Source organism: Pedobacter flavus, from assembly GCF_036324285.1.
In the GTDB taxonomy this organism is placed as follows: Bacteria; Bacteroidota; Bacteroidia; order Sphingobacteriales; family Sphingobacteriaceae; genus Pedobacter; species Pedobacter flavus.
This window is the reverse complement of the sequence record NZ_JAZDQU010000001.1, coordinates 22166-40678: the sequence shown is the minus strand read 5'-3', so window position 1 is coordinate 40678 and position 18513 is coordinate 22166. Positions and strand designations below refer to the sequence as shown.

Below are 18513 nucleotides of genomic sequence, written 5' to 3'. Positions count from 1 at the left end.
TTTTAAGTTATTACAAGCCTGTATTATTTCTGAAAAGTTTTATGGCTATAGCCAATAAAATAATTCCAAATGCTTTACGCATAATATTTAGACCAGTTTTTCCGAAAAGTTTTTCGAGTCTTTTGGTGTTTTTTAATACGATATAAACAAAAATCATATTAACAATTATACCCACAATAATATTTTGGGTTTCGTATTCGGTTTTTAATGAAAGTAGGGTGGTCATAGTTCCTGCACCTGCAATTAGGGGGAAGGCTATTGGAACAATAGATACAGTTTCGGGTTCTTCTTCTTTAAAAATGGTTAATCCCAATACCATTTCCATCGCTATGGCAAAAATCACGAATGAACCTGCAATGGCAAAAGATTGAACATCAATTCCAATAACATGTAATAAAGATTCTCCTAGCATCAAAAATAGTAGCATCAAACCTGTAGCAACCAAACTCGCTTTCTCGGATTGAATATGACCTACTTTTTGTCTTAATGAAACAATGATCGGAATTGCACCTAAAATATCAATGATAGCAAATAAAATCATTGTTGTAGAGAGAATCTGACTAAAATTGAGTTCCATATGATAATTTTTAATCAAAGGTATTTAAAAAGATCCAAAAAAAAAGGGCATAAAAAAACCTCGGTAATTACCGAGGTTTTTTTAAAGATTAGTTTAGTTATTTTTTAAGTGATTCTGCATATTTTCTACGAACAACTGAGTGTTTTTTACCGTAGACAAAGTAAATAATTACACCTAATGCCATCCAAATCACTAAACGACCCCAGCTTTCTGCTGGTAATGAATACATTAAGTATAAACATACTAATATACCCATAATAGGAACGAAAGGAACCCAAGGTGTACGGAATGGACGAGGAGTATCTGGATCTGTTTTTCTTAATACCAAGATACCAATACATACAAGAACAAATGCTAATAAAGTACCAATAGAAACCATATGGCCTAAATCTGATACTGGAACAAAACCAGCAAATGCACTTACGAAAATCATAAAGAAAATATTAGTTTTCCATGGAGTGCTAAATTTAGCGTGGATATTGCTGAAGAATTTAGGCAATAAACCGTCTTTAGACATGGTATAGAAAACTCTTGACTGACCCATAAGCATAACTAGGATTACAGAAGTATAACCTGCTAAGATGGCAACAATTAATGCATCTTGTAAGAAACTATATCCAGTAACTGCAAAAGCTGTAGCAGCTGGTTTAGCATCACCTGCAAATTCTGTATATTTCAATAAGCCTGTCATAACATATGCAAACAATACATATAATATGGTACAAACTATTAATGATCCTAATATACCAATTGGCATACCTTTTTGAGGATTTTTAGCTTCTTGAGCTGCAGTAGAAACGGCATCAAAACCAATAAATGCGAAGAATACAACTCCAGCACCGGCAGCAATACCTGTCCAACCGAAATTCTCATATTTACCTGTATTCTCAGGAATAAAAGGAATATGATTTTCTGGGTTGATGTGTGACCATCCTAAAGCAATGAAAACTAAAACTACGACGATTTTAATTACTACTAAAACATTATTCATAGTTGCAGATTCTTTAGAACCACGAACTAATACAAATGATAGTAAACAAACGATGAATATTGCTGGTAAGTTTATTAAACCTCCATCAATAATGGTTCCATCTCCAAGTTTTACAGTTTCGAAAGGAGAAACAGCTAAGTGATGAGGTATACTTAATCCATGTTTATGGAGGAGTTCGAGTAGATACCTAGACCATGAAACAGCCACTGTAGCAGCGCCCAATGCATATTCTAATACTAAGTCCCAGCCAATAATCCATGCCATAAATTCTCCCATCGTTGCGTATGCATAGGTATATGCACTTCCTGCAACTGGAATCATTGATGCAAATTCTGCATAACATAGACCTGCAAAAGCACAACCAATTGCAGCTAGAATAAATGATAAAACAACAGCAGGTCCAGCGTTTTCTGCCGCAGCAATACCAGTTAAAGAGAATAATCCGGCACCAATAATAGCACCAATACCAAGTGCAACTAAGTTGGCACTTGATAAGGTCCGTTTCAGCGTACCTTCGCCACTTTCAGATGCTTCAGCAAGTAAAACACTGATAGGTTTGTTAAATCTCATAAATTGTTTAGTTAAATTGAGTGTTAATTTTTAATTATAATAAGGGTGTAAACGTAAAAAAAATTATGTAATTTAAAAAGGATTTTATTTCAAAAAACCCTTTTTAAATTGTTAACAGTGAATTTCTATTGATTTGTTACATTTTTTTGAGTAGCAATAGATACGTTTATTTATTTAACCTTCTCTATTTTAACTGTTTTCTGAACCTCCATTTTAATAATTTTATCTTGTTTTTGAGCCGTATTTACTGTGCTCTCAGCAATGTATGGAGCGATAACTAATGAAACAATAGACATTAATTTAATTAAAATATTCATCGATGGTCCTGATGTATCTTTAAATGGATCACCTACAGTATCACCTGTAACAGATGCTTTATGCGGCTCCGATTTTTTGAAATACATCTCTCCATTTATTTCTACACCTTTTTCAAAAGATTTTTTTGCGTTATCCCAAGCACCACCAGCGTTACTTTGAAAAATACCCATTAATACACCAGAGACAGTAACTCCCGCTAATAGTCCACCTAATACCTCTGGACCAAATACAAAACCAACAATAATTGGTGAAATTAACGCGATTGCACCAGGCATCATCATTTCTCTAATTGAAGCTTTAGTGGAAATGGCTACACATTTTTCATATTCCGGCTTCGCTTTATATTCCATAATTCCAGGAATTTCTCTAAACTGCCTTCTAACTTCTTGCACCATATCCATTGCAGCTTTACCAACCGCTTGAATACATAATGCTGAAAATACAAAAGGAATCATTCCTCCAACAAATAAACCAGCTAAAACGGGTGCTTTATAAATGTCTATCGCAGTAATGCCAGCAATACCAACAAAAGCAGCAAATAAAGCTAAAGATGTTAAAGCCGCTGATGCAATCGCAAATCCTTTACCAGTAGCTGCGGTAGTATTTCCTACTGCATCTAAATTATCTGTACGTTCACGAACTTCTGGAGGTAACTGACTCATTTCTGCAATTCCACCTGCATTATCAGCAATCGGACCAAAGGCATCAATTGCCAACTGCATTGCTGTAGTTGCCATCATTCCTGCTGCTGCAATTGCAACACCATATAATCCAGCAAAATAATATGATGCCATAATACCACCTGCTAAAACTAAAATTGGAATAACGGTTGATTTCATCCCAACAGAAAGTCCGGAAATTATATTCGTAGCATGCCCAGTAGAAGATTGTTGAATAATTGAATTAACAGGGCCTTTACCCATTGCTGTATAGTACTCAGTAACAATACTCATAATGGTTCCTACAATTAATCCTACCATAATAGCATAGAAAACATTCATACTAGTGAACTCATAGCCACGCAAAACTAAGGTGTCTGGTAACATCCATTTAACTACAAAGAATGATACAATGGCTGTAATTATTATTGATGACCAATTTCCTAAGTTTAAGGCATTTTGAACATTCGATTTCTCGTCTTTAATGGTCACAAACCAAGTCCCTATAATTGAAAATAGAATTCCTAATCCACAAATAAGCATAGGTAATAAAATAGGAGACATCCCGCCAAATTTATCGCCACTGGCATCTATTTCCTGTCCTAAAACCATGGTAGCAAGAATTGTTGCAACGTAAGAACCAAATAAATCAGCACCCATTCCTGCAACGTCACCTACGTTGTCGCCCACGTTGTCTGCAATAGTAGCAGGGTTTCTAACATCATCTTCGGGTATACCTGCTTCTACTTTACCAACTAAATCAGCACCAACATCTGCAGCTTTGGTATAAATACCTCCACCTACACGAGCAAATAATGCAATAGATTCTGCACCTAACGAAAATCCGGTTAATACTTCAATTGAAGTAGCTATGGTATGCGTACCTAAATCTGCAAAAATGGAAAGGAATACGATAAACAAGCCCCCTAATCCAAAAATAGCTAATCCAGCTACACCTAATCCCATCACGGTTCCGCCTGTAAATGATACTTTTAATGCCTGCTTTAAACTAGTTCTAGCTGCTTGTGTCGTTCTAACATTGGCTTTAGTTGCGACATTCATGCCTATATAACCTGCCAAAGCAGAAAATACAGCACCAATTACAAATGAAATACAGATTATCCAACTCGAATGAATGGCTCTTCCATTAATTTCATGAATACTTCCAGAATAGGCTAAAATTGCGCCAGCAAACAAAACGAAAATACTTAGTACTTTCCATTCTGCTTTTAGAAAGGCCATTGCCCCATCTGCAATATGACCTGCTAATTCCTGCATGTTTGCATCTCCCGCAGGTTGCTTATTAATCCATGCACTTTTTACGGCCATCACTAAGATGCCGAGTATACCAAGTAATGGTATAACGTAAATTAAATTGTTTTGTAGAAAATCCATTAGTTAGTTTAGTGTTAATTGTTTAAGTGTTAAGTTATTCCAAAAATAATTCTTTTGATGAATTAAACAACTTTATATTCATTTAACTCTCAAATTTTTATTTTAAATAAAATGTAACAGGATTAATAAATAGGTTTAGAATAGTTTTAGGTTTTTTAAATATATTTAACCCAACTAAACAAACAACAATGGAAGAAATAAAAGATGAACAACATTTTAAGCGCGAGCTTACCCTTTTCGACGGGGTAATGTTGGTTGCTGGATCTATGATTGGATCTGGAATTTTTATCGTAAGTGCAGACATTACAAGAAATGTAGGCTCTGCTGGATGGCTAACTTTAATTTGGATTATTACTGGATTAGTAACTGTAATTGCTGCTGTAAGTTATGGTGAACTAAGTGCTATGTTTCCTAAGGCTGGGGGACAATACGTATATTTAAAGGAAGCCTATAATAAGTTAATTGCTTTTTTATATGGTTGGAGTTTTTTTGCGGTTATTCAAACCGGAACTATAGCAGCCGTTGGGGTAGCCTTTAGTAGATTTACAGCTTATTTAATTCCAGCTGTTGGAGAAGATAATGTATTGTTTTCGGTAGGAACTTTTAATTTTAGCGCTGCTCAATTGGTTTCTATTTTAACCATTGTTCTCTTAACGTGGGTAAATACTAGGGGTGTAAAAAATGGAAAAACTTTACAAACGGTATTAACCATTATTAAAATTGCTTCTCTATTCGGGTTAATTATTTTTGGATTTGCTTTAGGTGCTAAACAAGAAGTTTGGGATGCAAACTGGCAAGATGCTTGGAATTCTCAACGATTTGATGCTGATAGTAATTCTTGGGTTAGTATTACAGGTTTAGCCTTATTTGCTGGAATTGCAGCAGCTATGGTTGGATCTTTATTTAGTAGTGATGCTTGGAATGGTGTTACTTTTATTGCAGGAGAAATTAAAAATCCAAAGAGAAATGTTGGATTGAGCTTGTTTTTAGGAACTTTAACTGTTAGTATTATTTATGTTTTAGCTAATTTGGTTTACTTGGCTGTAATGCCAATAAATGAAATTGCTTTCGCAAAATTAGATAGGGTGGGAGTAGATGCTGCACAATACATTTTCGGTGAAACTGGAACTATTATTATTGCGGTGATGATTATGATTTCTACGTTTGCTTGTAATAATGGTTTAATTATGGCTGGCTCACGTGTTTACTATACCATGGCAAATGATGGTCTTTTCTTTAAAAAGGCAGCAAATCTAAATAAATTTAGTGTTCCGGCTTGGGCATTATGGTTGCAGGGCGCTTGGGCTTCTGTACTTTGCTTAACAGGTAAATATGGTGATTTATTAGATTATGTAATGATTATAGTAATCATCTTCTATGTGCTTACCATTATGGGGATATTTATTTTACGTAAAAAACAACCCGATGCAGATCGACCATATAAGGCATTTGGATATCCAATAGTTCCATTGTTGTATGTAATTGTTGGAACCGCAATTTGTATTTCTTTATTAATTACTAAAACAAGTACTTGCGGTTGGGGTGTGTTAATCATGTTGGCTGGTATTCCGGTTTACTATTTAAATAAGCCTAAAGATTAATTTTAATTACATGCTTTAATAAAAAAATCCCAATACTGAATTTTCAGATTGGGATTTTTTCATTGATTATTAACGTTCTTTAGTTAATGCTTTTATTTAAGAGAATCTTTTTCATTATAACGTTTTCAAAATCACAGTTTTTTACGCTTCTGGTGTACACGGTGTCAACTATAAAACCATGTCTTTGAAAGTAATATTGTGAACTGTTATTTACATCCGCCCATAATTCATGAATTTTAGATTTTGAACAATGAGACTCTAAGTTTTTTAGAATTTTTCGTCCAACACCTTTTCTTTGAAAATCAAAATCAACATATAAAAGGTCTAAATATCCTTCTGCACTTACAGATCCAAAACCAATAATATTTCCGCCATGTTCTGCTACAATAAAATATTGGTTGGTAATTCTTTTTAACCAGGCATCGGCATCGTCTGCAGAAGCCGCCCAAACTATTCTATGCTGTGCGTTATACTCAGGTAATTCCATGGATTCAACAGTTGACTTATATAACAACCTAATCTTATCGCAGTCTAATGTATTGGCTTTTCTAATACTAATATTAAACGATTCCGCAGAATTAGAATTAGGGATAGAATTTAGCGCTATTGTCATTTGTTGAACGTTTCTTTGAATAATTTTAATTTAAAAATTTTATAAAATGATCTTTTTAATTATCGTTTGAAATTGAAAAATTGATGTTGTTATTTTTTTAAAATTTTACACGAAAAATTATAATTATAATTAAATGTATGAATTTTCAATATGATTTAAAATTTTTTTTACACAAAATACAATTTTTATTTTTCGTTTATGAGACTGGTAAATAGCGAGATGGTTTATTTATAATTGAAATATCCTTTATAAAGATGTATTTTTGCACTTAATGGGAACAGGATTAGATCAAGTTATAAAGGGGTATAATAATTACGGCTCTTTTTTAAAAGAAAAATATAGCGGGCAACGTGTATTTAAAGTAATTGTTGATGGTGGATTTACCTGCCCAAATAGAGATGGGAGTAAAGGCTATGGAGGTTGTACGTATTGTAATGTAGATTCATTTACACCTGAATTGTCGCGCACTTTACCCTCATTAAGGGAACAATTAGAGCAAGGTATTGCTAGAGGAAAGAACTTTTATAAGGCGGATAAATTTATCGTGTATTTTCAGCCTAATACCAATACTTATGCGCCAGTTCATTATTTAAAGATGATGTATGATGAGGCATTATCTATAAATTCGGAAGATATAGTAGGTTTATCTATTGGTACCAGACCAGATTGTATTGACGCAGAAAAAATTGCGCTTTTAGAAAGTTATGCAGATCGCTATCATGTTGATTTGGAAATGGGAATGGAATCTATTTATGATAGTACACTTGAAAAAATAAATAGAGGGTGTAGTCACCAAGAATTTGTTGACGCTATAGAATTGGCCGGAAAATCAAGTAAATTAGATTTATGTGTGCATACTATTTTTGGCTTCCCATGGGAAACGGAGACTGAGATGTTAGCATATATAGATGAAATTAATCGTTTTCCTCAAATCAAATTTGTGAAATTTCATCATCTTCATATTGTAGAAGGTTCAATAATGGGGGCAAAATATAAAAAGGACCCTTTTCCATTGTTTACATTAGAGTCTTATACTGATTTCCTTTGTAAGGTTATCCCAAGATTAAGACCTGATATTGTGATTCAAAGATTGTTCGGTATCTCTGATTGGGATTTGTTAATTGCACCTAATTGGGATCTTAAAAAATCGTCTATTCAGACATATATGGATAAAAAATTTGAAGAAAGGAATATTGTTCAAGGGGCTATGTATAAGGGGGGATAGAAGTTTTAGCGTCCAGAAGTCCGGAAGACAGTAAAGTCCGGAAGGCTGGAAGTTGGGAAGTCGGAGAGGTATAAAGACGGAAAAGTCCGAAAGATTGGATAGTCCGAAAGATTGTGAGTCCGGAAGTCCGAAAGTCTGGAAGATGAGGTGTTTAGAAGGCTAAAGATTAAAAAAATCAGATATGTAAAGCTTGGTAAATGTTAAGTTTACAGCTTTACTTATTTTCTAATCCGTTCAATTTTTTTAATGAACCATTCTATCTGCACAGGCAGAGCTTGCAAATGCTTCAGGTTTTGCTTTAAAAATAAAGCCCATGCTTAAAATATAGCCCATCGCATCGTTTAATGCTTGGTTAGATTTAAAAATAGGGTTGGTGTTAATATCTGCATGAACTTCTAAATCTACATCATATAAATCCAACAAATCGCAGATCGAATATGCGGTTTCTATGGATCTTTGCACTTCCAATAACATTCTTTCTTTTATCGACATTTTTTTGGTGCTTTTTTCTTGTAAAATATACATGAAGCCACCATGATGCTCCCTAATTAGTACTATAACGGTAGCTAAATTTAATGTGTGGCCCTTTACTTGTGAGTCTGTCCCAATGCAAACTTTAAGTTTATGTCCTTTTTCAGATTCTCTAATTATGGCTTGTTCTACTTCTTCAATTATGGGAAGCGTAACAGATTCTCCATTGAATTTTTTCCAAATCATAGTCATGAGTTTTTATAAAAATACAAGAGAATAATAAAAATTAATACAATTTTATGTTATTAAATTGTCAACATCTTTCTGTTTATCAACAAGATATGTTGTTTTAGTAGTTGTGTTTAGTCAGAAAATACATTTTATAAAGAATATGATTTGAATTTCTAATCGTATCTTTGACTTAAAATTTAACTATGAGTAATAACGATATTTTAAAAAAATTGCGTGTAGCACTTTCCTTAAATTCAGATCAAATTATAGAAATCTGTGCTTTAGTTGGATTTAAAATCACAAAAAGTGAATTGAGCGATATATTTAGAAAGGATGATCATCCAAACTTTAAAAAGTGTGGAGATCAAATCTTAAGAAACTTTTTAAATGGTTTAGTCATTTATAAAAGAGGTCCGAGAGAACCTCAATCTTAATTAATTGTATAATCTTTAGATTTTTTCTGAGCAATTAGCTTAGTTACTTTCGAAACAAAATTTTCCATTTCAAAAGGCTTTGAAATAAAATCATCAGGCCCAATTGTATTTTCATTAACTTTTTTCATTTCAAGTAAACCCGACATCATTAATATTGGGATGGATTTTGTAACTGGATTTTGTTTTAGTTGATTACAAATAGATCTACCATCTATATTCCCCAATACAACATCTAAAACTATTAAATCTGGTTTAAAAGTTTTTATATTTTCGTTTAAAGAATCTACTTCAAGTAAGCCCAAAATATCATACCCACCAATTTCTAAAATAAGCGATAAAGTGTCTAAAACATCTTTATCATCATCAATAATAAGTATTCGATTCATGTGTTAGTTGTACTACAATAAATATGTAACAATTAAAGTAGTTTAGGGTTTGAATTTATATAAAAAGTATATTAACCGAAAAATAATTTTCAATAAAGATATGGTTCAAATAACAAGAAACTGCAAACTTAAAACCTTGATTTTAGTTTGCTGTGTTTTCTTCTCTCAACTTGTACATGGTGTAAAAGTCAATGAAAATACACCTGTAAAGTACGTTGTTTCTATGAATAACCCTGAGAAAAAGACTTTTCAAGTTCAAATGTCATTACCTGCAAATGGTTTAATGGAGTTTATTATGTCTACATGGCATCCTGGATATTATCAAAAATTAGATTATTCTAAAAATGTTGAAAATTTTCAAGTAAAAGATAAGAATGGAAAGGCGCTTCCTTGGTCGAAGAAAGATGCCGATACTTGGATGGTAGATGCAGGGATAGAAAAGGAAATTTTTATTTCTTATGATGTAAAAACCAATAGATCTTTTGTTGCTGAGAGTTTTTTAGATAATACCAGAGCTTATATAATTGGTGGAAGTTTATTTATGTATCCAGGTGGACAAATTTCACGTCCATCTACTATTGAATTAAATGTTATTAATAACTGGAAAATTGCCACGGGATTAGATTTTGTGGATGGGAAAAAGAATGTTTTATATTCTCCTGATTATGATATTTTATTCGACAGCCCAATTTTGATTACTGATATTGAAGAGCTTACTCCTGTAGTAGTTCAAGGTGTGCCGCATAGATTTTTAGGGTATAAGTTGGGTGATTTCGATAAGGCTCAGTTTATGACGGATATCAAAAAAATTGTTGAATCTGCAGTGGCTCTAATCGGCGACATTCCGTTTAAGCATTATTCTTTTATTGCAATTGGACCTGGAGCAGGTGGTATAGAACATTTGAATAATACAACCATTAGTTTTAACGGATCTGGATTAAATTCTCACGAAGGAAAATTAAGATTGTACAATTTTATTGCGCATGAGTATTACCATCATTACAATGCAAAACGTATTAGACCTGTTGAGTTAGGGCCATTCGATTACAAAAATACCAGCAAAACAAGAATGCTTTGGGTAGCAGAAGGATTTACATCTTATTTTGAAAACTTAATCTTAAGAAGAGCAAACCTTACCACTCCTGAAGAAATGTTAGGTTTTATGAGATCTAAAATGTTGGCTTATGAAACCAAACCTGGAAGATTATACCAATCGTTGGTGCAGGCAAGTTATAATACTTGGGCAGATGGACCATTTGGTAGAACGGAAGATGAGGTGAATAAAACCATATCATTTTACGATAAAGGTCCAGTTGTTGGGATGCTGATGGATTTACATATTAGAAAGGTAACTGGGAATAAAAAATCGTTAGACGATTTAATGCGTGTTTTATATTACGATTACAACATAGCTAAAGGTCGTGGTTATTCAGAAAAAGAATTCAGAATGGAAGCTGAGAAATTGGGGGGTGATATGAGTGAGCTGTTTGATTACACCACTACAACAAAAGAATTAGACTACCAAAAATATTTGGGCTATGCAGGATTGTTAATTGATACAGAATATAAGGTATTGCCATATAGATATACGGGCTTAAATACAAGAATTTTAAACGCGAATTTATCTGTAACGAATGTTGATTATGAATCGCCAGCATGGAATGCAGGAATTAGAGCAAGAGATATTTTAGTTTCTATAAATGGAAAACCTGCCTCTCAAACCGAATTAGACAACATGGCTAAAACATTGCCAGCCGGTACTATTTTAGATGTAGTTTATAAAAGAGGAGATAAAACTGTGGATACTAAGTTAACCTTATCTGAAAAGAAAGATAGAACTTTCCAAATTACAAGAAAGGCCAATCCAACTGCTGAGGAAAATAAAATTTACAACAGCTGGTTGAGAAACAAACACCACGATTAAACTTGTGTTTGAAAAAATATGTAGGAATAATAAAAGGGAGTCTAAAATGACTCCCTTTATTTTTTATTTGAAAATCTCTCAAGCCTAAACTTTTAATCTTCTAATACGCTTGGACTTTCGGACTTTCCCAATTTCCTTCTTTACCCCAACTTTCTATATTTTATTCTCTTAGGCGCAACATCTCCTAATCTTTTTTTCTTATTTTCCTCGTAATCAGAGTAATTTCCTTCGAAGAAATATACCTCAGAATTGCCTTCAAAAGCAAGTATATGTGTACAAATTCTATCTAGGAACCATCTATCGTGACTAATAACCACAGCACAACCACCAAAATTTTCCAAAGCTTCCTCTAGCGATCTTAATGTGTTTACATCAATATCATTGGTTGGCTCATCCAGCAACAACACGTTGGCACCTTTTTTTAAGGTAATAGCTAAATGCACTCTATTTCTTTCACCACCCGAAAGTACGCCTACCTTTTTCTGTTGATCGCCACCGTTAAAATTGAACTTCGAAACATAGGCTCTACCATTCATTGTTTTATTGCCTAATAATATATTGTCTAGACCATCAGTAATATTTTCAAAAACTGTTTTTTCAGGATCTAAATCATCATGCATTTGATCTACATAACCCAGTTTAACCGTTTCACCTACTTTAAATGTTCCACTATCAGGCTGTTCTTGTCCAGTAATTAATCTAAACAAAGTAGTTTTACCAGCACCATTCGGACCAATAATACCCACAATACCAGCTGGAGGAAGAGCGAAGCTTAAATTATCAAACAATAATTTGTCGCCATAACTTTTAGAAACATTAGTTGCTTCAATAACAACATTTCCTAATCTAGGTCCTGGAGGAATAAAAAGTTCAAGTTTATCTTCTCTTTCTTTTCCTTCTTCAGAAGCCAATTTGTCGTAGTTGCTTAACCTAGCTTTAGACTTAGCATGGCGGGCTTTTGGAGCCATTTTTACCCATTCTAACTCTCTTTCAAGCGTTTTTTGGCGTTTGCTTTCAGTTTTTTCTTCCTGAGCTAATCTTTTAGCTTTTTGGTCTAGCCACGAAGAATAGTTTCCTTTCCAAGGAATACCTTCACCTCTGTCTAACTCTAAAATCCATCCTGCAACATTATCTAGGAAATACCTATCGTGAGTAACGGCAATTACTGTTCCTTTATAATTTTGTAAGAATTGTTCTAACCAATCAATACTTTCGGCATCCAAGTGGTTGGTAGGCTCATCCAACAGTAAAACATCAGGTTCTTGTAAAAGGAGTCTGCACATAGCCACCCTTCTGCGTTCGCCACCAGAGAGAACCGCAATTTTAGCATCTGGATCAGGGCAACGAAGTGCATCCATTGCTCTTTCTAGTTTATTGTCTAATTCCCATGCATTTACCGCGTCAATTTTGTCCTGAAGTTCACCTTGCTTTTGCATAAGCTTATCCATAGCATCGGCATCTTCATAATATTCGGGTAAACCAAATTTTTCATTTATCTCTTCGTATTCTTTTAAGATGGCAGTAATTTCAGAAACGCCTTCTTCTACTACTTCTCTTACCGTTTTTTCTGGGTCTAACTCTGGTTCCTGTGCTAAGTAACCTACTGTATAACCTGGAGAAAAAACCACTTCTCCTTGGATAGATTTATCTAATCCAGCTATTATTTTTAATAAGGATGATTTTCCTGAACCATTTAAACCTATAACACCAATTTTGGCACCATAGAAAAATGATAAATAAATATTTTTAAGTACTTGTTTCTGTGGAGGGTAAATCTTACTTACCCCGGCCATAGAAAAAATTATTTTTTCGTCCGACATAATTATTCCTGTTTATGCAAAGATGAGCATTTCGTAGTAAGAAGTAAAATGAAAAGGGATTTATTGAATTAAATTCAGAATTAGATAATCATTTTCGAATAAATATCCACAGGCATATTTTTATTGAATTAATTAATGTTGATTTTAATTCGAACTGTCATAATTGCTTAAAAATTAGTTTATCGAATCACAAATTGTCAGTTATTTACATAAGACAGAAATCTTACATTCAGCTAACAATCCATTAAAATGGGCTTTTTAAGTCTGTTTTTCAATTATTTATTAATGATATATGAAAATTTTAACCTTAAAAGTTGTATTCTAATCAACATCTTAGGTAAATTTTTAACTTTCATTTAAAGATGGGATATGCTTTCTATCAGAATGGCGTAATTGTTGATAAATTTGATAAAAAAAGAGTGCCTATTTCTGAAAGTAATTTATAGTTTAGAGCATTCCGTTTAAGGATACAAATATGGAAGCTAAATTTTCACCACAAGTTAAAGATGTGATCTCTTTCAGCAGGGAAGAGGCACTGCGTTTGGGACATGATTATATAGGTACTGAGCATTTATTGTTAGGGCTTATAAGAGAAGGCGATGGGATGGCTATTAAAATTTTACGTTCATTAAATGTGGATACGGTAAAATTGCGTCGTTCTATTGAAGATGCTGTAAGAGGAACTTCGAGCGTTACGGTTAATTTAGGTAATATACCATTAACAAAAGGAGCCGAAAAGGTGCTTAAAATCACCTATTTAGAGGCTAAAATGTTTAAAAGTGATCTTATAGGAACAGAACATTTATTATTGTCTATTCTTAGAGAAGAGGATCATATTGCTTCTCAAATATTATTGCAATTTAATATTACTTACGATTTATTTAAACAAGAAGTAGAGTTAAATAGAAACGGTTATAAAGACAATATTCAAGATAGCGCTTCTACAGGAGGTGATGATGATTACCGTGAAGAAGAGTCTTTTTCTGCACCGAAGAAAGTTTCAGATATTAAATCTAAAACACCTGTTTTAGACAATTTTGGTCGCGATTTAACCAAAGCTGCCGAGGAAGGTAGATTGGATCCAATTGTGGGTAGAGAAAAAGAAATTGAGCGTGTTAGTCAGATTTTATCACGTCGTAAAAAGAATAACCCAATTTTAATTGGAGAGCCTGGTGTAGGTAAATCGGCCATTGCCGAAGGACTTGCGTTAAGAATTGTACAGAGAAAAGTGAGTCGCGTTTTGTTTAATAAGCGAGTAGTAACTTTAGATCTTGCCTCATTAGTTGCAGGAACAAAATATAGAGGTCAGTTTGAGGAGCGCATGAAAGCTGTAATGAATGAGCTTGAAAAGTCTACAGATGTGATTTTATTTATCGATGAAATTCATACAATTGTTGGAGCTGGCGGTGCATCTGGATCGTTAGATGCAAGTAATATGTTTAAACCTGCTTTAGCAAGGGGCGAAGTTCAATGTATTGGTGCTACAACATTAGATGAATATCGTCAGTTTATTGAAAAAGATGGTGCATTGGATCGTAGATTCCAAAAGGTAATGATTGAGCCGGCTACGCCAGATGAAACCATTGAGATATTGAACCGAATTAAAAGTAAATATGAGGATCATCATGGTGTAATTTATTCTGATGAAGCAATTAAAGCTTGTGTGGCTTTAACATCAAGATATATTACCGATAGGTTTTTACCTGATAAAGCGATAGATGCATTAGATGAATCTGGATCTAGAGTACATTTAACTAATATTCATGTTCCAGAGAATATAATTGAAATAGAAAATAAGATTGAAGCTATTAAAGTTGAAAAAACGCAAGTAGTTAAAAGTCAGAAATACGAAGAAGCAGCAAAACTTAGAGATACCGAAAAGAATCTTTTAGAAGAATTGGAAAAAGCTAAGGCTGCTTGGGAAGCTGAAACAAAAAACAATAGATATACCGTTAGTGAAGATAATGTAGCTGAAGTTGTGGCGATGATGACGGGTATTCCGGTGCAACGTGTTGGACAAACAGATAGCATGAAATTGTTGGGGATGTATGAAACCGTTGCTAAGAAAATTATTGGTCAAGACGATGCTATTAAAAAGCTTACCAAAGCTATTCAACGTACTAGAGCGGGATTAAAAGATCCTAAAAAACCAATTGGATCATTCATTTTTCTAGGTCCAACTGGTGTGGGTAAAACAGAGTTGGCTAAAGAACTAGCTAGATTTATGTTTGATTCAGACGATGCACTTATTCAAATAGATATGAGCGAGTATATGGAGAAATTTGCCGTATCTAGATTAGTTGGTGCGCCTCCGGGATATGTTGGATATGAAGAAGGTGGTCAGTTAACCGAGAAAGTTAGAAGAAAACCTTATGCTGTAATCTTATTAGATGAGATAGAGAAAGCGCACCCAGATGTGTTCAATATCTTATTGCAAGTATTAGACGAAGGTCAGTTAACAGATTCTTTAGGACGTAAGGTTGATTTTAGAAATACAATCATCATTATGACTTCTAATATTGGAGCTCGACAATTAAAAGATTTTGGTCAAGGTGTTGGTTTTACCACCACGGCTAAAGCAAATCAAGTAGATGCACACTCAAAAGGAGTTATTGAAAATGCATTGAAAAAAGCTTTTGCGCCAGAGTTTTTGAATAGAGTAGACGATGTAGTTGTATTTAATAGCTTACAGAAATCAGATATTTTCAAAATTATTGATATCGAATTAGCTGGTTTATTCAGTAGAATTAAAGGTTTAGGTTTCCAAGTAAAACTTACAGATGAAGCAAAAGATTTTATCGCTGAAAAAGGATTTGATGCTGCTTTTGGTGCTCGTCCGTTAAAACGTGCTATCCAAAAATATTTAGAAGATCCAATTGCTGAGGAAATACTAAAAGGTGAAATTTCTGATGGCGATACTTTGGAATTGGACTTTGATAAAGAGTCAAGTCAGATTACCATTGCTCATAAAAAGGAATCGAAAAAGAAAAAGAAAGAAGAAGGCAACGTTGAGTAAGCCTTAAAATAAGATAAAGCCCGCAGAATATTTCTGCGGGCTTTTTTATTGATTATCCTCATACTAATGTTTTTGCGAGTGCAGAAATCTATATTCTCTTTTGGAAGAGATTGCTGTGTCGTTATCTTGCATCAATATTCTTACCGGGTCACAAAAATGGAGGAAAGCAGTGATTGCCGTAAAGGTGTAACTTGCAAGGCCTCTATCTTGATTTACAAAGTTTCTTTACCACGTTCGTACTGGGGTAGCCATTCTATATCTACACCCAAATCTCTAGCAAATTGTGTTGTTAAATGCGGATTTTGTAGATATGCCCTACCAATAAAAATCAAATCTGCTTTCTGCTCCTTTAAAATAGTTTCTGCTTGCTGGGCATTTTTAATTAAACCTACCGTTCCAGTAACCAAATTGGTCTCTGCCTTAATGCGCTCAGCAAATGGAACCTGATAATTTTCCTTAACATGTATGTTTTGGTGATGCACATTTCCGCCAGACGAAACATCAATCACTTCTACACCCATAGATTCAACTAACTTAGCCAACTTTACAGCTTCTTCAATATCCCAGCCTCCCTCTGCCCAATCTGTAGCAGAAATGCGTAACCATAGCGATTGCTCTTCAAGTACTGTTTTTACAGCTTCGATAATTTCAACCAAAAGTCTGCTTCTGTTTTCGAAAGAGCCGCCGTAGGCATCTGTGCGTAAATTGGTTAAGGGCGATAAAAATTGATGGATCAAATAACCATGTGCTCCATGAATTTCTATAATATCATAACCTACGGAAACAGCTCTTTTGGCAGCATTTTGGAATGCTTGCACTATGTTTTTTATATCTTCAGTAGCTATGGCTATTGGTGGATGGTCTTTCTCGTGAAATGGCATTGCCGATGGTCCTACCGTCTGCCAACCATTTTCGTGCGTTGGCGCCAGTTGTGAACGTGATATCCAAGGCTTTTCTGTGGAAGCTTTGCGACCAGCGTGAGCCAGCTGGATGCCAATAAGAGCACCCTGCTCATGTACAAAATCTACAATCTCCTTTAATGCGGGGATGTGTTCATCTTTCCAAAGGCCCAAATCTCCATAAGAAATTCTTCCTTCAGGTAATACTGCGGTTGCTTCTTGAATTATGGTGGATGCTTTCCCAATAGCAAATTGCCCCAAATGAACCAAGTGCCAGTTAGTTGCGTGGCCTTCTACAGCGCTATATTGACACATAGGAGAGACAACCAATCGCGTTTGTAAGACCTGCTTTTTTAATGGTAGTTTTGAAAATAGTATGCTCATTCTTTTTTTTAGTCAAATAAATGAAAACTTCTATTAATAAGATGTGGAATTATGTCACATTGTTTTGCGATAAGAAATATTATATATTATCGTGACATTCGACCGCGAAAAGGCATTTAAGGGCGGAAATAGGGATCTGATAGAATTTTATTCCATATCCGATCAGCAATTCCCTGCATCCCTTTGTCCGAAGGATGCGTAGCTACTCCAAAGTTGGAGAATAACCCCCAGGCTGTATTGGCGATTTCGTATGAAAGTGATTTTAACGAGGATGTCGGGATGTTTTTATCGTTTGCTACTTGAATGATCAATTCTTCAACTTGTGGTTGATCCCAGAAGGATGGCACACAGAGTATTTTAATTTTGGGATTCCTGTCTTGAAAATTTTCAATCAGTTTTCTGTATGCAATTTTAAAATCGTGTTTAGCTAGCGAATCTATTGGAACATTTTCTCAAATTCTGAGAATTAGTAAATCGTATTTTTCAGCTGTAAAAGTATCTAGATTTTCTAGTTTGTACTTCCAATAGTTATTTTCAAAATCGGAAATATTTTTAAAATCTAAAGTTGATGTGAGATGAGATGCTTTAAATTTTTGTGCTAATAAGTGCACAAAATCTTTGTCTCTTGCACTCGCGGCCATCCCCCAGTCGCCTAGCCAGCCAATATTAGGGTCAGGTTTAGAATGGGTGATGCTGTTCCCTAGTATCAATATTTTATCAAAATTAGGCGTGGTTTGAATGATGGGATCCTTTTTACATCCTGTTATTGTGATAGGAATTAGTAGAAACAAAAGGTATTTTTTCTCCAAGGGGAGCAAAAAGGGAATTGTTTTTACAATATTTGCACATCTCTTCAATAGAATTAAAGGTATTGATACCGATAATATTTTCACAAAACGTGATAGAATAGAATATAAAGAAAACAGGTTTCCCATTTGTTTTTTTGTAATTAGAATGTTTGAGGCAAGTTCCCCAATAATTTATCATCGCATCTAGTTC

The 18513-nt window shown here is 34.2% G+C and carries 14 protein-coding genes; 5 read left to right on the top strand and 9 right to left on the bottom strand.

Going from position 1 to position 18513, the window contains the following annotated elements:
• Positions 1-10 precede the first annotated feature (10 nt).
• The 3 genes from VRU49_RS00165 to VRU49_RS00155 form a co-directional block, all read right to left on the bottom strand.
• Complete coding sequence (locus VRU49_RS00165; protein ID WP_330144743.1) at positions 11-577, bottom strand: MarC family protein; 567 nt, start codon at positions 575-577, stop codon at positions 11-13.
• 97 nt (positions 578-674) lie between these two features.
• Complete coding sequence (locus VRU49_RS00160; protein ID WP_330144742.1) at positions 675-2138, bottom strand: amino acid permease; 1464 nt, start codon at positions 2136-2138, stop codon at positions 675-677.
• Between the two features lie 170 nt (positions 2139-2308).
• A complete protein-coding gene (locus VRU49_RS00155) occupies positions 2309-4510 on the bottom strand; it encodes a sodium-translocating pyrophosphatase (protein ID WP_330144741.1) in 2202 nt (733 codons plus the stop codon).
• A 188-nt stretch (positions 4511-4698) separates the two neighbouring features.
• Here VRU49_RS00155 and VRU49_RS00150 point away from each other — a divergent pair, with 188 nt between their 5' ends.
• Positions 4699-6111, top strand: a complete 1413-nt coding sequence (locus VRU49_RS00150; RefSeq protein ID WP_330144740.1) for an APC family permease — start codon at positions 4699-4701, stop codon at positions 6109-6111.
• Positions 6112-6190: 79 nt separating this feature from the next.
• Here the strand turns inward: VRU49_RS00150 and VRU49_RS00145 are convergent, their stop codons facing one another.
• Positions 6191-6724, bottom strand: coding sequence for a GNAT family N-acetyltransferase (locus VRU49_RS00145; protein WP_330144739.1), 534 nt, complete (start codon positions 6722-6724; stop codon positions 6191-6193).
• A gap of 271 nt (positions 6725-6995) precedes the next feature.
• On the opposite strand from VRU49_RS00145, the gene mnmL reads away from it, so the two are divergent.
• Entirely contained in the window at positions 6996-7949 is a 954-nt protein-coding gene (gene mnmL, locus VRU49_RS00140) for a tRNA modification radical SAM protein MnmL/YtqA (protein ID WP_330144738.1), read from the top strand.
• A 243-nt stretch (positions 7950-8192) separates the two neighbouring features.
• On the opposite strand, the gene VRU49_RS00135 is transcribed toward mnmL, so the two are convergent.
• A complete protein-coding gene (locus VRU49_RS00135; RefSeq protein WP_330144737.1) occupies positions 8193-8666 on the bottom strand; it encodes a ribonuclease H-like YkuK family protein in 474 nt (157 codons plus the stop codon).
• Between the two features lie 188 nt (positions 8667-8854).
• On the opposite strand from VRU49_RS00135, the gene VRU49_RS00130 reads away from it, so the two are divergent.
• Positions 8855-9085 (top strand): DUF1456 family protein, encoded by a 231-nt coding sequence (locus tag VRU49_RS00130; RefSeq protein ID WP_330144736.1) that lies wholly within the window; start codon positions 8855-8857, stop codon positions 9083-9085.
• Here the strand turns inward: VRU49_RS00130 and VRU49_RS00125 are convergent.
• Entirely contained in the window at positions 9082-9471 is a 390-nt protein-coding gene (locus VRU49_RS00125; RefSeq protein ID WP_330144735.1) for a response regulator, read from the bottom strand. The genes VRU49_RS00130 and VRU49_RS00125 overlap by 4 nt on opposite strands.
• Positions 9472-9571: 100 nt before the next feature.
• Here VRU49_RS00125 and VRU49_RS00120 point away from each other — a divergent pair, with 100 nt between their 5' ends.
• Positions 9572-11395: a M61 family metallopeptidase gene (locus tag VRU49_RS00120; protein WP_330144734.1), complete on the top strand. Its 1824-nt coding sequence runs from the start codon at positions 9572-9574 to the stop codon at positions 11393-11395.
• Between the two features lie 140 nt (positions 11396-11535).
• Here VRU49_RS00120 and ettA read toward each other — a convergent pair whose 3' ends face one another.
• A complete protein-coding gene (gene ettA, locus VRU49_RS00115; protein ID WP_330144733.1) occupies positions 11536-13215 on the bottom strand; it encodes an energy-dependent translational throttle protein EttA in 1680 nt (559 codons plus the stop codon).
• A gap of 475 nt (positions 13216-13690) precedes the next feature.
• Between ettA and VRU49_RS00110 the strand changes: the two genes are divergently transcribed.
• Positions 13691-16231, top strand: a complete 2541-nt coding sequence (locus tag VRU49_RS00110; RefSeq protein WP_330144732.1) for an ATP-dependent Clp protease ATP-binding subunit — start codon at positions 13691-13693, stop codon at positions 16229-16231.
• Positions 16232-16443: 212 nt separating this feature from the next.
• On the opposite strand, the gene VRU49_RS00105 is transcribed toward VRU49_RS00110, so the two are convergent.
• Together VRU49_RS00105 and VRU49_RS00100 are read right to left on the bottom strand one after the other, a co-directional pair.
• Positions 16444-17514: an NADH:flavin oxidoreductase/NADH oxidase gene (locus VRU49_RS00105; protein ID WP_330144731.1), complete on the bottom strand. Its 1071-nt coding sequence runs from the start codon at positions 17512-17514 to the stop codon at positions 16444-16446.
• A 452-nt stretch (positions 17515-17966) separates the two neighbouring features.
• Positions 17967-18449 carry a hypothetical protein gene (locus tag VRU49_RS00100; RefSeq protein WP_330144730.1) on the bottom strand — a complete coding sequence of 161 codons (483 nt, stop codon included), beginning with the start codon at positions 18447-18449 and terminating at the stop codon, positions 17967-17969.
• Between the last annotated feature and the right edge of the window lie 64 nt (positions 18450-18513).

Bases quoted from the DNA above. Each gene is read 5' to 3' on its own strand.
- VRU49_RS00150 (WP_330144740.1), top strand. From the start codon at position 4,699: ATGGAAGAAATAAAAGATGAACAACATTTTAAGCGCGAGCTTACCCTT.
- VRU49_RS00130 (WP_330144736.1), top strand. From the start codon at position 8,855: ATGAGTAATAACGATATTTTAAAAAAATTGCGTGTAGCACTTTCCTTA.
- VRU49_RS00165 (WP_330144743.1), bottom strand. From the start codon at position 577: ATGGAACTCAATTTTAGTCAGATTCTCTCTACAACAATGATTTTATTT.
- VRU49_RS00155 (WP_330144741.1), bottom strand. From the start codon at position 4,510: ATGGATTTTCTACAAAACAATTTAATTTACGTTATACCATTACTTGGT.
- VRU49_RS00105 (WP_330144731.1), bottom strand. From the start codon at position 17,514: ATGAGCATACTATTTTCAAAACTACCATTAAAAAAGCAGGTCTTACAA.
- mnmL (WP_330144738.1), top strand. From the start codon at position 6,996: ATGGGAACAGGATTAGATCAAGTTATAAAGGGGTATAATAATTACGGC.
- VRU49_RS00145 (WP_330144739.1), bottom strand. From the start codon at position 6,724: ATGACAATAGCGCTAAATTCTATCCCTAATTCTAATTCTGCGGAATCG.
- VRU49_RS00135 (WP_330144737.1), bottom strand. From the start codon at position 8,666: ATGATTTGGAAAAAATTCAATGGAGAATCTGTTACGCTTCCCATAATT.
- VRU49_RS00125 (WP_330144735.1), bottom strand. From the start codon at position 9,471: ATGAATCGAATACTTATTATTGATGATGATAAAGATGTTTTAGACACT.
- VRU49_RS00110 (WP_330144732.1), top strand. From the start codon at position 13,691: ATGGAAGCTAAATTTTCACCACAAGTTAAAGATGTGATCTCTTTCAGC.
- ettA (WP_330144733.1), bottom strand. From the start codon at position 13,215: ATGTCGGACGAAAAAATAATTTTTTCTATGGCCGGGGTAAGTAAGATT.
- VRU49_RS00160 (WP_330144742.1), bottom strand. From the start codon at position 2,138: ATGAGATTTAACAAACCTATCAGTGTTTTACTTGCTGAAGCATCTGAA.
- VRU49_RS00120 (WP_330144734.1), top strand. From the start codon at position 9,572: ATGGTTCAAATAACAAGAAACTGCAAACTTAAAACCTTGATTTTAGTT.
- VRU49_RS00100 (WP_330144730.1), bottom strand. From the start codon at position 18,449: ATGGGAAACCTGTTTTCTTTATATTCTATTCTATCACGTTTTGTGAAA.